Source organism: Rhizobium sp. ZK1 (assembly GCF_047782645.1).
GTDB lineage: Bacteria > Pseudomonadota > Alphaproteobacteria > Rhizobiales > Rhizobiaceae > Rhizobium.
This window is the reverse complement of sequence record NZ_CP180586.1, coordinates 224,011-237,544: the sequence shown is the minus strand read 5'-3', so window position 1 is coordinate 237,544 and position 13,534 is coordinate 224,011. Positions and strand designations below refer to the sequence as shown.

Here is a 13,534-nt window from a genome sequence, read left to right as displayed (position 1 = left end):
CGGTCAATTCATCCGCTCCGGCGGCGGCGAATTCATTCCGCGGAGGATGCCAATCAGATCTGTCGGCTCAGGAGATGCGGTAGGAGCATCCTCATTTGCAGCCGGCGACGACGGCTGAAGCGGCTGCTGGTCGCCCCAGAGCGGCAAATTGCCGAGACCGTGAGCCGCAGCCTGGTCGCGCATGATCTTGTAGCGCGTATCCGGGCGCATGCCGAAGCTGGCCTCCATATCCGTCAGCATCCTTTCGAGCTGTTGCACGGCGACAAACGCCGGATGCCGCTTTTTCGTGTCGTTGCCGTTGGTATCTTTGCCGTTGAACCAGGTGCCTTCCTTCTGAACGGCTAGGTCAGCAGCGATCCACTCGACGACATAACGGCAGTAGCGGGCAAACGGGCTCGCATCGAGATTGCTCAACAGATTGAGGCGCTCCAGCTGCGGTGCCAGTTCGTTCCACACTTCTGTGGCCTTGCGGCTCTTCTTCAGCCACTTAGGCGGGCGCACCTTGCCGACCGTGACCGGCGCGGCCGGCTTTTGCCGAACAGTTTCCACCTCTTTCTGAGACATGCGCTTGCCAGGGTTGCCCTTTGCAGCCTGCTGTTCGTCGGTATCGGGCTTGCGGCCACGTGTCATGTGCTCGCCCTCCCTTTGTCAGGCACCAGAAAAAAATAAATCCGCCAATTTCGCGGAGAAAAAAGGTTGCGCACCCGTCGGTAAGGCCCCTCGGACCCCTAGACTTTCGACCCGCCCCCCGTCCGCATGCGTTCGATCAGGCGTTTGGCCTCCGCCGACTGCTCGGCCTGGATGTCGCCGTCATGGTGGTCGGGGCAAACCGACTGCCACTTGCTCCGGTCCCAGAAGACATCGGGATCGCCATAGTGGCGCTGCGAGTGGTGCACCACGAGGAACATGCGCCTCGGGTTGGTCTGCGGTCGGCCATCCTTTGTCAGGTGACCTGCATTGAGGATGCCTATTGCTTGGCACCTTATGCAGAATTGGTTCTCTGGCTGCGCCAAGAAGTCGGCTCTCTCAGCCTTCCATCGTGCAGTGGTGTAGAGATCGCGACCAGCCTGATTGCGGTATCGGTTCCGATCATACTCGCGCTCGTTCTGCTCTGCAGTGGGGCGTCCGCCGATGCGGAAGGCTTTGGGCTTGCGTGCCATATCCCTTGGATGAAAAAAGGCGACCCGAAGGCCGCCTGTCGTCATCTCATAGCAGTAGCACTTGCCCTGAATCGGCGCCTAGCTTCGAGGCGCTTAGGGCGGGGGCTGACCGGTGTACCGACCTCGGGCTATTGCCCCACACTCTCGTGTGTTCTCAGAGGCTCACTGCAGGATCATCAGCTCATCCGTGAGGAGATTTGTATTCATACCTTTTCGAGATTTGCAAGAGGTACAAGCGTCGGCGTCTCTCGTCCAAACATCATGACTTCTACCACCGCATCACCCTTGCCATCCGACCTGCATGTGATGATCCTCCCGTGCAACGATACCAGAGGTCCAGCAGATATACGCACCTGTTCTCCCTTTCTGAAAACTATCGTCGGCTTCTCCCAATCGAGGCTTCCATCATCGGCCAAAGCCTTGAATCTCTTGACCTCACAGTCAGCGATCCGCATCGGAGAAGAACACCCACCAAGCACGTCAATGACATGCTGCAGGCCGCGAATTGCTAGGAAGGCCTCATCTGAAGCGGCAAACCGAACGAGCACATAACCAGTCATTACGGGGATAGGAACAGGCGGAATAACACGTCCGCGACGACGATATTCCGGGCCCATTCGCATGGGTACAAGAGCCTCGATATCCGCACCCTCAAGCGCGGAATTCACAGCTTTTTCGCGACCCGACATCACCCTGATAGCAAACCATGGCGAATCGTCACGTGCCTTCCTGGAAGCGAAGTGAAGCATATCAGCCCTGATTCGCCTCATGCGATCGTCAAAGCGCTCGCCTGTGCCGACTGCAACGGGACTTCCATCGAACTTATCATGCTGCATCATCATCGCCCCGCTCCATGCCCAGTGCCGCGCGTGCGGCCATTTCGAATTCACCAAGGCCTTCCGGCCCGCCCTTTGGAAACCACACCCCAGCCAGATGCTTCGGATCTGGCTCCGGCACTGGAGGCCAATGCATCTGCTCGTGGTAATCGCGCCACCGCTCGAATGTGGGAGAGCCCAAGGGGACGAACTCACATAGAGCCGCCAAGGCCGAGAAGCGCTTGTCGACGTGATCCTTGGTGCGCTCGGTCGCCATGCGATTGAAACGGATTGCTTCCGGATATCCTTCCTGCTGAACACGCCGCCTGTACTCCTGCTGGCGAAAATCAGTTGGGAAGATGAGATCCTTGCCGTCGATCCGAATGCCACGCTCAGCCAGGAAGGCCATTGCCGTGCTCTCGCTCGTTCGGCGGTAGATCTCGAATTTGCGGACAGTGAGCGGGATAAGGTCATCAGGCAGATCGATGGGCTTCGGCCCGTCAAGCAATGACAGCATGCGCATAGCCGACCAGATGTGGCCGAAAGGTGCGACCGTGACACGCTCTTCCTGCGCCTTGGCCTTTTCGTGAGCCACCTTCGTCTGCTCTGGCAGTCGCTCCCATCTGCGTTCGGTCAGATAGGTCGAAGCAGCAACGGCCTTGGTGCGCCCTAGCTTCCTGCGCTCTTCCAGCCAAACCGGCGTCATGCGCTCGCACTCTGCCCGCTGGGCCGGCGTCAGCGCGTTCCATTCTCTGCGCGCATTTGCCTCGTGGTCATCAAGGTATCCAGGCATTTTCGCAAACCACGCCCTAAACCGCCGCTCTATCACCCTGGGATTTTCTTCCCCTTCATCCTCGCGCTCGCGCTCTCTCTCCGTTCGTTCAACAGGGGGAGTTAAATTACTGTCGTTAATAGGTGCCGGTCCAGAACCGGCAGGGGGTGCCGGTCTAGGACCGGCAGGGGGTGCCGGTATACCGGCAGGGGGGGTACCCATTTCGATGCCATCGATAGGACCGAATTCCTTTTCGTCTTCGTCGTCCCATGCAGCAAATGCATTGCTCTCGACGACGCGATCAAGCACCACGCGATACCAATGGGCGCTGTCTCGGCCGTCCGCGCTGGCAACTTCCTGTTTCTCCACGACGCCGATATCGGCGAGCCGCTTCAGCGAATCCTGCACCGTCGAGCGGCCGCAGCCGAGCTGATCGGCCATTTTGACCTGACTGCGCCGGCACCAGCCTTCCTTATTCGTGTAAGTCCCCAGCAGACACAGCACACGCAGGTCGCTGCCCTTCAGCCGACCGTCTGTGATGATCCACGCTGGAATGATCGAGAACCGTGGCCCGCTCAATTCGCCCCCTCGGCGCCCGCCTGCGCCGCCTGCCTCAGATCCAGCGCGGCGATATGCACCGGCAGGACGATGGTTTGTGGAAGTGTGCCGTCCGGCAGTCGCTTCGCGTTCGTCAGCGACAGGACGGCTTCGAGATAGGCGACACCCGCCAGAAGCCCCGACTTCTGAAGGATCACCCGTATGCTCATGTGCTCTCGGTTCATCACGCCGTACGGGCAGGCAAAGAGCCATTCCGCCCGCTCAGCATGATTGACCGCATCGGCAAGCTGCTCGACTATCGGGAGAAGCGCGCTCAATGCCGCCCATCCCGCGCTTCGTGTTTCACGTTTGATCTAGTGGAACACGTTGATTTCAAATCCAATTCCGGTTCCAAGTAAAAATGCTCGACAGGCACACCGAGCCACCGGCAAAGCGCGATCACCTTGCCCACCGAAACCATCTGTCCGCCCATCGCGCGCGAAATATCGTTGATCGTCACGCCTATCTCACTGGCGAGCGGCCGCATTGCGAGGTTCGGCTCGGAGTAGAATTTCCGCTTCAGCGCCGCCGCGAACTTGCGGAAGTCGTAGTCGGCGCGGGAAGGGTCGCGTGCGTTCTGAAGGCCGGTCATTGGATCTTCTCCCACTTGCCGTAATCGACGAGCTTGACGCCGTAGAGATCGAGATCAACGCCAAGCGCCCGCCACAGCTTCTCGCGCGGCTGGACAGAGAGCGCCCGCCCCATCCAAGCGAGATCGAACTGCACGACCGTCACGCCTGCCCGCTTGCGAATGCGCTCCATTTCCGCCTTGCGCGCGGCATCAAAGGCAGGTCGCTGTTTCTTGGTGCTCGCGTGCTGGCCGGGGAATACAGCGTTGTATCCGGCCATTTCTACACGAGCGCGAAGGAAGCCTTTCAGCATCTCGGATGAGAAATCTGCGCCTTCGATCATGCGAGCACCTCTTCCAGCGGCACACCCGCCTTGAGCTGCCTGGTCATCTCGACCGCGCCGACCGTGGCTATCATGTTCAGGCCCGCGCCAGTCGGCAGGAACCTGCCATCTTCCTGTCGCTCGATGAGGCCCTTCACAGCGAACGCGTCGATGAGCGCAGAGGCGACAGACGGGCGAAGCCCCACGCCACGCCGCAGTGCTATGTCGTCGAAAGGCTCCATGTGCTTCATCCAGATCAGCGATCGGGAGAATTCTTCCTCGATCCGCTCGTCGAGCGTTTTGCGCGGCGTCTCACGCGTGAAATCTTCCTGGTCGCTGAAAGCGAGCGGCTCCGCGTGCACGCCTTCGCCTGGCGCAAGCGGATCTACATCCTGGTATTGCTCCCAATCCACGCGGACCAACGCCGGGAAACCGTCCCCATAGCTCCCATCGCGGTTCCGCTCCCAGACGAACCACGCCGTATTCATCTGGCTTGACGCCTTGTTTCCGGTCCAGCCGTCGCGATGCATCATGGGCAGGCGCCGAGTGAACACATACACGCGGCTTGGCGGGTTTCGGTCCATGACGAAGCAGCGGTCAGCGTCTTCGAACCCAGCAAGGAAATTCAGGTTCAGCAACAGCGCCATCTTCCCCGGCCTGTGCTCGCGCAGCGCATGCGCCGCGTAGGCGTTGGCGACGCCGTAGGGCGGGTTGGTGACGATATCCGGCCCGACCGCGTACAGTTGCGACGGCCCTGATGATTTGAGGAAGTCGCCGACGCCCTGGCACTCGCCATGCTCCGTGACGACGCCGCGGTCGACGAGATCGGAAATCAGCACGTCATAGCCCGCAGCTTCGAGCGGTCGCATGATCGCGCCCCGACCCACACTTGGCTCCCATACGGCCAGACTGAAGCTTTCCAGCGCAAGTAGCGTGCGCATGGCCTCGATCGGTGTCTCGTAGAGATCGTCGCCGCGCTCTTCCTTGGTCGCGGTTTTCGTGCCGATCGCGTGACCGGCCTCTTTCTTCAGCGCAGTCCGCGTCGGCTCCAGCCCTTCCGCAAGACGCGCCTCGACGACACGGTCGATGAGTTCTGGATCGGCGCGAACGGCATTGCGCAGCTGCCGCGCGGAATGCAGTTGCCTGCGGTCTATCCCTATTTCTTCGAGCGTAAAACCGTTCTCCTGAGAAACGGTTTTCGGACGGCCGCCGCGAGAGATCTCGCCTTTTGCCTGCGCGCTGTCGACGGCGTCAGCCATCGCGACATAGCAAAGGCTTTCGATCTTCAGGGCTTCCGCCTGCATTCGCCGCGCTTTGTCGACGACCTCGCGCGAGGCCTTCACGCGCTCTGCAGAACCTGCGACGGACTTGGATTGATCGTAGGTGACGGATGCGATCTTTAGCGCCAGATCGAGATCACCTGCATTGAACAATGCCCGCGCAGTTTCGATCGAGGCTATAAGCTCATGCTCCGAGGGGACGACGAGAGCATTCATCGCGGCATCCCCCGCCGATATGCCTTCCAGCCGTCGAGAATGCGGATGATCGTCGGCTCCGGCACGCCGAGGCCCTTGGCGATATCTGCAGTCGACCATTTGTGACCTGACCAAAGCAGCAGCGTCGCGCCGACAATGGCGTCGAGATCGCCGTCCGTGACCGGCATGCTCTTCTCGCGTGCGCAGACGGCAGCAAACCCCATATCGAAGACCTGTCCGGCCCAAAATGACGACGCAATGCCGCGCTCTTTCGCCTGACGATCGAGCGTCTGCTTGGCCTTTTCCGGAACATTGATTGTGATACCGACAAGGCGGTGATGAGAGGCCATCAGTGCGCCCTCATCACAGCTTGCAGATAGAGCCTGCCCTTCTGCGTGACCCGCACGAAATGCGGATCGTCGGGAATACGCTCGGCATAGCCGCCGGCAACCGCGACTTCGGCGCCCCGCCGATCGCTGTCGAGCGCCAGCGGATAGGCAGCGCGGTGCACGCCGTAAAACCGGCTGGCCCGGTAAAGCAGGTTATGGGCATCGCGCCCGATCGGCGGATCGACGACATATCCTTCAGCCTTCACGCCGCGCATCACTTGCCCCCGACGATCTTGAGGGCTGCAGCCGCGCCACCCTTGGCCTTGACACTGGCGAGCACCTTGCGCTCCTCCTCGACTGCATCGTCGACCTGCGCCGCCATCCGATCCATCTCGTCGGCTTCGGCAGGGGTGACAATGCCGTCAGCAAATGCGCGCGCCGTCACCTGGCCGAGTTCGGCGACGCGCATCGTCACGTCCGAATATGCAGAGAGCAGATCCGAGACCATCGCCGCATCAGAGGGGATGTTGTCGGACAGATCGCGGCCGTTGGCACCGGCCATGACTTCCGTCACGAGCGCGCGGCCGCAATCGCCTTCGAGTTGGATCACGGCGACGATCGGCATAAGCTCCGGATCGCGAGGGTTGCGCCAGCGCCCAACCGTGCTCTTGGCATAGTCCGTGATCTTCGCCGCGCGCTCAATGCCGCCAACCTCGTCGATCAGGTCGCGCTGCGCTGCCTTCAGGCGGATGTGGATTGCGTCACTCATGGGGCCCTCAAAAAAGCAAAAGACTGTCATCGCCGGGAAACCGGCGCTGTTTTTCCCATCGCAAGAAGGGTTCGGAAAATGTGAGTACTCAGCTCGTCAGCAGATCACGGAGGACCGCATGACGGTGCACAAACAAAACTGGTTGCGGGTGCGGGATTTGAACCCGCGATCTCCGGCTTATGAGACCGGCGAGGACGTCCAAACTCCTCCAACCCGACAGAAAGAAAGAAGGCGCCGGACGCTAAACGCAGTCCGCCAGTCCGGCGCTGGCGAGCACCGCGGGATCTTGACCCAAAGTGCGCGCAATGCTCCGATGAGTTGTCAGACACACGGAGCATTTCTTGATGAGCGATTTTCCCACGGACGGGCGAACACCCGGCATTGCCATGGTACTGGAACTGGTCGTTGGCATGCTGCTGAAAGAATCTTCGGAGAGGCGAACAATCCTGGAACTGGTACAGACCATGATCAGCCGCTTCGAAGACGACATGCATGCGGCCGTCGCTTCCGGCGACACCGACAAGTATCTTTACCTGAGTGCATTCGTGAGCGGCGCCGAGGACACGCTTGGAACGCTCAAGGAATTGTCGAATGCCTGAGATCATCGGCTCGCCCCGACGTCATACCGCTCAATAAATTGGCGGCGCATCAGCTTCGCCAGGCGTTCAACGTCCGGCACGTCGGTGCGACGCAGAGACCGCAAGATCTTCCGAACGAATCTCATCAGACACGGGTTGGTCATGCGGCGATCTCCGGAACGTTGAAGAACCATGAGTCATCCCATTCGACGCCCTGCCGCAGAAGCTCTTCGCGGATAGCTGTGAGTTGCCGGAGATCTGGAGAGGCATCGCCAGACTCCCATCTGGACACAGTTGTCTGCTGCACGCCGGCGATATCCGCCATGGCGCCTTGCGTGACCTTCAGGAGGTTCTTTCGAATGTGCCAAATTGCATTCATGCATAACTGCATATGCGCATGCGGATGAAAAAGCAAGCCCTTCGATCCGAGTACGCATTTTACACAACCCAATACCGGCCATAACCCTATGCCTATGGATCACGTTAGCCTTCTCAAAGCCCTGATTGCCAAGGGTCACAACCAAGACACCCTCGCCGAAATGTTCGGCGTCAGCCAATCCACCATCTCTCGATGGCTGAAAGGTTCAAAACCGGACTACGAGACCGTCCAAAAGATACGTCGGGCCGCGGAAGATATTGGAATCATTGGTCTTGGTGAAGGCGGAAACACACTAGCCGACTTCAAGAAAGCACGCGCAGAAAACGAGATCCCGGAAATAGATCTGATTGCCGGATTAGGAGGCGGCGGGATTTCAGCGGTAGAAGTCTCTAGTTCAAACGGCATTACATTCGCCACCGAGGTTGTGCGCGATCATTGGCGACTTCCAGATTGGATGCTCAACCGGATGAACGTGAGAGCGAGCCATGTCGCGGCTTTTCCATGCCGTGGCGATTCGATGGCGCCAACGATCGATGATGGTGATGTGGTCTTTGTGGACACTCGCCACCGCGTTCCTTCCCCACCTGGAGTTTACGCGCTCGCTGATGAATTCGGAGGCGTCATCGTGAAGCGCCTTGAAGTGACATCCAGACCAGGCGCAGAAAAGGTCACCGTCAGAGTATCTTCAGACAATCCTCGGCACCTCGACCGCGAGCTCGATCTTGAGGAAATACAGATCGTCGGTGCCTATGTGGGACGCTTCACGATCTAAAAATAAGATCTAATTTCAGCACTCAGCCCGCCCCTTGTGGCGGGCTTTTTTGTTATGCGCAAAAATCCTTATGCGCATACGCTTGACAAATATGCGCAATTGCATAATGCTTCCTTCGTTCCCGATGATCCTCCTCCCTCATCGGGGCAAGGCGCGCAGAGACGCCGCCGGTCCACGCTCTTGTGGCCGGCGGCGGGCCGCGCAGGAGCTGGGAGGCTTTCAGGAGCAGGATCATGCAGACAGCAACCGCCTATAACCCCGTGACCGTTCGCAACATCGCTGGCGAGATGGCCAACCACGCCCTTGAGCGTGGCGAAGGCCTGACGCATCGCGAATACAAGCGCCTTGGCTACACCGACGAGCAGATCGAGCGGAACGCCGACGAGGCCGCTCGCATTTTCGCGAACTCTTCTACCCGCCGCGTCGCCTGAAGCGATCCGGTTTCGGTCACCGCTCCGACCAGGAACGGAGCGGGTTCCGAAACGGATGCGAGAGGGCAAACCGATGAACCATTTCACCCCATTTCTGCCGATGACCGAGATCGCGATCCACACTTTCCAGGAGCGCCACGACTATGGCGACATCGAAACGCGGCTGCTGGAGCGTACCCGCATGCGCCGCGAGTTGCAGCAGCTCTGGGAAATCCGGCTTCTGTTTGCCGTGCCGTTCTGCCTCGTGATCGCCACAGCCTGGCAGATGGCGCCATGAGCGAATTCGCGAGCCCACTCGTCACCGATGGTCAGGCGATTTTCATCGTCTGCTTGATGGCTGCGCTCGTCTGCGGCGCAGCGTTCTTGGCCGTCATCTATGCGGCCGGCCTTGCCGCTGGCCTCAAGCGCACCGACCGCGCCGAGGCCGAAGAACTGGGAAAGGATTTCTGATGGACAACCTCGTCCAATTCCCCATGCGCCAGGTCCGTCCGCAGATCTCCCTGCAGATCGTCGGCGGGACCGAGCACGACGCGATCAGCGACATTGCCGACGAAGCAGCCGCCACCCTTGGCCGCCGCCTTGTCGATGACGCCGTCGAAGACATCATGTCCGCAGGCCTCCTCCTGCAGGTCGCCAAGGTTGCCGCGCTCGGCGATGGCAAAGATCCCGGCGACCTCATCAGCGACGAAGTCGTCATCAGCCTGTGCAGCGCCCTGATCAGCGTCATCGACGCGAATGGGTGCAGGACAGTCGATCGGCCGTTACGCCGCATGCTTGAGCGCACGATCGAGATGAAGGAAGAAACCCTTGGCTGAGAACTCTGCAATTTCGTGGACCCGCCACACTTGGAATCCATGGATGGGCTGCACCAAGATCAGCCCCGCGTGCGATGGATGCTATGCCGAAGCACTGATGGACAAGCGTTACCACAAGGTTCAGTGGGGTAACGCGCCCCGCGTTCGCACCAGCAAGCACACCTGGAACGATCCGTTCCGCTGGCAGCGCCAGGCCGAGCAGGACGGCGATCGGCCGTTCGTCTTCTGCGCCAGCCTTGCAGACATCTTCGACAATCAGGTCGATCCTCAGTGGCGCGCCGATGCTTTCGAGGTCATGCGCAAGACGCCGCGCCTCGTCTACCTGCTTCTGACAAAGCGGCCGCAGAACATCATCAAGCTTGCGTCCGAGGCTGGCGGCCTGCCGAGCAACGCCGCGATCGGGACGACGATCGAGGATCAGGCTCGCACCGAAATCAATGTGCCCGCGCTTCTGAACGCCAAACGAGCAACGAAGCCACTGTTTGCTTTTGTCTCGTGCGAGCCCTTGCTCGGACAGATCAACCTTCACTGGATTGCCCTGCGCGGAACGAATGGGCTGGACGCCCTTCGCGGCGTTATCGGCATGGACGATGACACCTTCGTGCAGCACGAAAGAATAGACTGGGTGATCACTGGCGGTGAAACCGACCAGGGCGGACACAAGTCAAGGCCTACGAATCCTCGCTGGTTCAGGAGCCTTCGCGATCAATGCGAGGACGCCGGCGTCTCCTTCCATCACAAGCAAAACGGCGAGTGGGTCTCCGTCTCCGAGGTCGCCGGCGCAGGTGAGCATTTCAGTTTCGACGACGGCGCGACCGTAAGGCGCGTCGGCAAGAAGTTGAGCGGCCGCACGATCGACGGCATCACCCATGACGAATTTCCGGAGATCCGCACATGACCAATCAGAACGTCGTGGACGCCGCCGAGCGCTACCTCTCACGCCAGCCGCACTGCGAAAGCGACGAGGATGGAAACCCGCTTTACACCCGCAATCAGATGCTTCGCGCTTTTTGCGCCGGAGAGATTGCGATCATCGACCAGCCGTCGCCGGGAACCCGTACCATAACCGGAGAGACGGCTAGGGGAGCGGATCGTCACCTCTCCCCGCCTTCACATGATGCGGCAGCTTGGCGAACCGTCACGAACGACGGGACATTGACGCACTTCACGGAGAGTGCCGAAGTCGCCCTGCAGTGGGAACTTTCAGGCTTTGAGGTCATCCCGTTCTATCGTACCACCCCACCGCCCTCGTCACAAGTGCTTGGGGGTGATGATCTGCGCAAGCGCGTCATGTTCGCCATCTTCGACCCCGGTGCAGCCGAGGGCTTCAAGGGCGATCGTGATCTGACCACATGGCAGACAGACGCCGTAATGAAGGTTCTTTCCGAGATGCCAAACTCTGCCGGTAGCCAGATCCCGGACAGCGCAGAGGTGAGGCATGGAGCCCGCGTCGATGATCGGACGCTGCCAGGAGGCGCGGGCTCCCCCAAAGAACATGTGCGGGCGTTTTACGGAGAGCTTTTGGTGGCGCTTTCTCGTCTTGCTGGCAATCGTCAGTCAGACGGAACGTCTTCGACAGTTAGCCGCGAGGACCGAGAGACCATCATAAACGGGTGTCACGACCTGATGATCGCTGCTCGCCAAGCTCCTCCAAATCAATTGATCGGTCCTCAGTGCTGCATGTGCGGCAAGAAAAACCTCTCGACGGCGGAAGGTGACGGCGGGACCGAATGCGAACTGGCAGACGGTCGATGGGTATGCAGTGCCGAATGCTGGGATCGAGCAGTGTCTCCCGCCGAACATGTGATGGTGCCCGATGTTCGCGCGCTTGCTGTCGAAATCGTCGATGGCGTGCGCGGTTATACCTACGAGTTTTCAAGCCATCCATCTGCGCATGCCGCAGACTACGATCTTATCGAGGACAAGCTTCGAGCTGTCCTAAACCTCACAAAGCGGGAGAATTGACAATGCCGACAGGCTTCACCGCCGATGTTGTATCGGGCGAAATCACCACTCTTCGTCAGTTTGCTTTGCGCTGCGCTCGCGGCATGGGCGCAACAATCATGATGCGTGACGAACCGTGGGATGCGCCAATTCCGGAGCGCTTCGAGCCGTCTACCAGCTATCATGAAGAGAACCTCGCGAAAGCTAAGGAAACACTCGCAGAGATCGAGCGCTTGTCATCTGAGGATTGCAATGCGCGCGCCGAACAGGACTACGCGGATCGTCTAGCATCTCACCAGAAGTATGAAGATGAGCGCGGGGCCGAGAATGACCGCCTGAAATCGATGCTGGAAAAGGTCAGTGCGTGGCACACCGAGGCAGAGGGCATCAAAGAATTTATGTCAGACCAGCTGCGGATATCGATGTCGGACTACGTTTCGCCACCGCCGCAGAAGATGACCGGCGAGGAATGGCTGACGGCCACCCGTCGCGAGGCTCTTCGTAGCATCAGCTATCACGAAAAGAATATCGCCGACGAGATCCATCGCACCGAAATGCGCAACCAGTGGCTGGCCGATCTGCGCCGCAGTCTGGAGGGCGTCGATGACGTGGGATGAGTACCGCCACAACTTCGACGGCGTGCCGGTCTTCTTCATCAAGAAGCTCGTGACGCTGTTCGGCTGCGTCGTTCAGATCCATAAGTTCGTCAAGGCTGATGCCGCCGGCTGCTTTCATAGCCATCCGGCATGGGCGGTTCGCATCATCCTCTGGGGCGGCTACGTCGAAGAGACTGGCGACGGACGTTGGAAGACGTGGTTTCCCGGCCGCGTCGGCATTGTCGCCCCGAGCTTCGAACACCGCATCGGCGGCTTGCGAAATGGCAAGTCCAGTTGGTCACTGTGGCTGCGCGGGCCAAAGGTCGCCGGCATCAACGTGCGCGGTTGCGACCCCCTGCCGCCCTCACAGGGGGAGGTGGGTAGTTGATGTTGGCGATCCTGTTCTTAGTTTGGCTGATCGGCGCCGTCGCATCGAACGCGGCGCAACGAGAAATCGGGTGGGCAAACCCCAACACCTACGATGATTGCTTCTCGGGAGACTATACTCTCGACCTGATCTGCATCGTCGTATGGCCCGTGTTTTGGCCGTGCTGGGCCGTACACAAATTGGTCGAGAAAACGACCCGCCGGGCGATCGAGAGCGACAAGCTAGAGGCTGACCGATGACCCAAAACAACGTCATGGACACCCAGCGCGCCCTAGCGGCAGCAAAGGCGATCATTGACGGTCGCGATCCGTCGTCTCCAGATTATTCGAAAATCCTCGTTACCGCAGAGCACGCCTTCGCTGTCGTGCTGCTCGCCTGCATGGGCGGCGATCCGCGCAAGGCCGCCGCGATGCTGAACGAGGGACTGATACCGGGGATCGAGCAGAGGCTTTCCTTCTACGCATCGAAGGAGAGCAAATGAGCCGCCGCGACAAGATCCGCGAAAAGATCATGGCTCGAGTCCGCGTCGACGAGACGACCGGCTGCTGGATCTGGACCGGCCCGACTTCCGGCACGGAAGGTCGCGGCGCCGGCTATCCGCGCATGAGCCTGGGGGGGCAGACGGTAGCAGTGCACATCGTCCTATGGACGAACGAGCACGGCTATATTCCTGGCAAGAAGGAGCTGGATCACGTCTGCAGGAACCGGCTCTGCGTCCGGTACGATTCGGAAGAGCATCTGCAGCTCGTCACCCGAAAGCGCAATATCCTGCGGCAGTGGGAAGCCAGGCGCGCGGCGATGGTTTGCGAGGAGGCGTGAGATG

25 protein-coding genes and 1 tRNA gene are annotated in these 13,534 nt (G+C 60.0%); 13 read left to right on the top strand and 13 right to left on the bottom strand.

Annotated features, from left to right (window positions below):
• Positions 1-3: 3 nt before the first annotated feature.
• From ACK9YZ_RS01270 to ACK9YZ_RS01215, 12 genes are all read right to left on the bottom strand, one after another.
• Positions 4-630: a phage terminase small subunit P27 family gene (locus ACK9YZ_RS01270; protein ID WP_416065406.1), complete on the bottom strand. Its 627-nt coding sequence runs from the start codon at positions 628-630 to the stop codon at positions 4-6.
• Between the two features lie 98 nt (positions 631-728).
• The gene (locus tag ACK9YZ_RS01265) at positions 729-1,160 is read right to left on the bottom strand and encodes a hypothetical protein (protein ID WP_416065405.1); all 432 of its coding nucleotides are present in this window, start codon (positions 1,158-1,160) and stop codon (positions 729-731) included.
• Positions 1,161-1,363: 203 nt separating this feature from the next.
• A complete protein-coding gene (gene nusG, locus ACK9YZ_RS01260; RefSeq protein ID WP_416065404.1) occupies positions 1,364-2,002 on the bottom strand; it encodes a transcription termination/antitermination protein NusG in 639 nt (212 codons plus the stop codon).
• Positions 1,986-3,326, bottom strand: a complete 1,341-nt coding sequence (locus ACK9YZ_RS01255; protein WP_416065403.1) for a helix-turn-helix domain-containing protein — start codon at positions 3,324-3,326, stop codon at positions 1,986-1,988. The genes nusG and ACK9YZ_RS01255 overlap by 17 nt, the downstream gene beginning before the upstream one ends.
• Positions 3,323-3,622 carry a hypothetical protein gene (locus tag ACK9YZ_RS01250; protein WP_416065402.1) on the bottom strand — a complete coding sequence of 100 codons (300 nt, stop codon included), beginning with the start codon at positions 3,620-3,622 and terminating at the stop codon, positions 3,323-3,325. The genes ACK9YZ_RS01255 and ACK9YZ_RS01250 overlap by 4 nt, the downstream gene beginning before the upstream one ends.
• Entirely contained in the window at positions 3,619-3,936 is a 318-nt protein-coding gene (locus tag ACK9YZ_RS01245; RefSeq protein WP_416065401.1) for a hypothetical protein, read from the bottom strand. Before ACK9YZ_RS01245 ends, ACK9YZ_RS01250 begins: the two co-directional genes overlap by 4 nt.
• On the bottom strand, positions 3,933-4,256 hold the full coding sequence (locus ACK9YZ_RS01240) for a hypothetical protein (protein WP_416065400.1): 324 nt from the start codon (positions 4,254-4,256) through the stop codon (positions 3,933-3,935). Before ACK9YZ_RS01240 ends, ACK9YZ_RS01245 begins: the two co-directional genes overlap by 4 nt.
• Positions 4,253-5,731, bottom strand: a complete 1,479-nt coding sequence (locus ACK9YZ_RS01235; protein WP_416065399.1) for a hypothetical protein — start codon at positions 5,729-5,731, stop codon at positions 4,253-4,255. The genes ACK9YZ_RS01240 and ACK9YZ_RS01235 overlap by 4 nt, the downstream gene beginning before the upstream one ends.
• Complete coding sequence (locus ACK9YZ_RS01230) at positions 5,728-6,060, bottom strand: hypothetical protein (protein WP_416065398.1); 333 nt, start codon at positions 6,058-6,060, stop codon at positions 5,728-5,730. Before ACK9YZ_RS01230 ends, ACK9YZ_RS01235 begins: the two co-directional genes overlap by 4 nt.
• Positions 6,060-6,314, bottom strand: coding sequence for a hypothetical protein (locus ACK9YZ_RS01225; RefSeq protein ID WP_416065397.1), 255 nt, complete (start codon positions 6,312-6,314; stop codon positions 6,060-6,062). The genes ACK9YZ_RS01230 and ACK9YZ_RS01225 overlap by 1 nt, the downstream gene beginning before the upstream one ends.
• Positions 6,314-6,808, bottom strand: a complete 495-nt coding sequence (locus ACK9YZ_RS01220) for a hypothetical protein (RefSeq protein ID WP_416065396.1) — start codon at positions 6,806-6,808, stop codon at positions 6,314-6,316. The genes ACK9YZ_RS01225 and ACK9YZ_RS01220 overlap by 1 nt, the downstream gene beginning before the upstream one ends.
• A gap of 139 nt (positions 6,809-6,947) precedes the next feature.
• Positions 6,948-7,027 (bottom strand) — tRNA-Met (locus ACK9YZ_RS01215).
• A 125-nt stretch (positions 7,028-7,152) separates the two neighbouring features.
• Here ACK9YZ_RS01215 and ACK9YZ_RS01210 point away from each other — a divergent pair.
• Positions 7,153-7,407, top strand: coding sequence for a hypothetical protein (locus ACK9YZ_RS01210; protein ID WP_416065395.1), 255 nt, complete (start codon positions 7,153-7,155; stop codon positions 7,405-7,407).
• A gap of 139 nt (positions 7,408-7,546) precedes the next feature.
• Here ACK9YZ_RS01210 and ACK9YZ_RS01205 read toward each other — a convergent pair whose 3' ends face one another.
• Positions 7,547-7,765 (bottom strand): helix-turn-helix transcriptional regulator, encoded by a 219-nt coding sequence (locus ACK9YZ_RS01205; protein ID WP_416065394.1) that lies wholly within the window; start codon positions 7,763-7,765, stop codon positions 7,547-7,549.
• Between the two features lie 88 nt (positions 7,766-7,853).
• Here ACK9YZ_RS01205 and ACK9YZ_RS01200 point away from each other — a divergent pair, with 88 nt between their 5' ends.
• From ACK9YZ_RS01200 to ACK9YZ_RS01145, 12 genes are all read left to right on the top strand, one after another.
• Positions 7,854-8,537: a S24 family peptidase gene (locus ACK9YZ_RS01200; RefSeq protein ID WP_416065393.1), complete on the top strand. Its 684-nt coding sequence runs from the start codon at positions 7,854-7,856 to the stop codon at positions 8,535-8,537.
• Between the two features lie 233 nt (positions 8,538-8,770).
• The gene (locus ACK9YZ_RS01195; RefSeq protein WP_416065392.1) at positions 8,771-8,968 is read left to right on the top strand and encodes a hypothetical protein; all 198 of its coding nucleotides are present in this window, start codon (positions 8,771-8,773) and stop codon (positions 8,966-8,968) included.
• A 73-nt stretch (positions 8,969-9,041) separates the two neighbouring features.
• A complete protein-coding gene (locus tag ACK9YZ_RS01190; protein WP_416065391.1) occupies positions 9,042-9,245 on the top strand; it encodes a hypothetical protein in 204 nt (67 codons plus the stop codon).
• Entirely contained in the window at positions 9,242-9,418 is a 177-nt protein-coding gene (locus ACK9YZ_RS01185) for a hypothetical protein (RefSeq protein ID WP_162738721.1), read from the top strand. Before ACK9YZ_RS01190 ends, ACK9YZ_RS01185 begins: the two co-directional genes overlap by 4 nt.
• Positions 9,418-9,783, top strand: coding sequence for a hypothetical protein (locus tag ACK9YZ_RS01180; RefSeq protein ID WP_416065390.1), 366 nt, complete (start codon positions 9,418-9,420; stop codon positions 9,781-9,783). The genes ACK9YZ_RS01185 and ACK9YZ_RS01180 overlap by 1 nt, the downstream gene beginning before the upstream one ends.
• The gene (locus ACK9YZ_RS01175) at positions 9,776-10,681 is read left to right on the top strand and encodes a DUF5131 family protein (RefSeq protein WP_416065389.1); all 906 of its coding nucleotides are present in this window, start codon (positions 9,776-9,778) and stop codon (positions 10,679-10,681) included. The genes ACK9YZ_RS01180 and ACK9YZ_RS01175 overlap by 8 nt, the downstream gene beginning before the upstream one ends.
• A complete protein-coding gene (locus tag ACK9YZ_RS01170) occupies positions 10,678-11,748 on the top strand; it encodes a hypothetical protein (RefSeq protein ID WP_416065388.1) in 1,071 nt (356 codons plus the stop codon). Before ACK9YZ_RS01175 ends, ACK9YZ_RS01170 begins: the two co-directional genes overlap by 4 nt.
• Before the next feature lie 2 nt (positions 11,749-11,750).
• Positions 11,751-12,344 (top strand): hypothetical protein, encoded by a 594-nt coding sequence (locus tag ACK9YZ_RS01165; RefSeq protein ID WP_416065387.1) that lies wholly within the window; start codon positions 11,751-11,753, stop codon positions 12,342-12,344.
• Positions 12,331-12,711, top strand: a complete 381-nt coding sequence (locus tag ACK9YZ_RS01160; protein ID WP_416065386.1) for a hypothetical protein — start codon at positions 12,331-12,333, stop codon at positions 12,709-12,711. Before ACK9YZ_RS01165 ends, ACK9YZ_RS01160 begins: the two co-directional genes overlap by 14 nt.
• Entirely contained in the window at positions 12,708-12,950 is a 243-nt protein-coding gene (locus ACK9YZ_RS01155; RefSeq protein WP_416065385.1) for a hypothetical protein, read from the top strand. The genes ACK9YZ_RS01160 and ACK9YZ_RS01155 overlap by 4 nt, the downstream gene beginning before the upstream one ends.
• Positions 12,947-13,192 carry a hypothetical protein gene (locus ACK9YZ_RS01150; RefSeq protein WP_416065384.1) on the top strand — a complete coding sequence of 82 codons (246 nt, stop codon included), beginning with the start codon at positions 12,947-12,949 and terminating at the stop codon, positions 13,190-13,192. The genes ACK9YZ_RS01155 and ACK9YZ_RS01150 overlap by 4 nt, the downstream gene beginning before the upstream one ends.
• A complete protein-coding gene (locus ACK9YZ_RS01145) occupies positions 13,189-13,530 on the top strand; it encodes an HNH endonuclease signature motif containing protein (RefSeq protein ID WP_416065383.1) in 342 nt (113 codons plus the stop codon). The genes ACK9YZ_RS01150 and ACK9YZ_RS01145 overlap by 4 nt, the downstream gene beginning before the upstream one ends.
• Positions 13,531-13,534 lie beyond the last annotated feature (4 nt).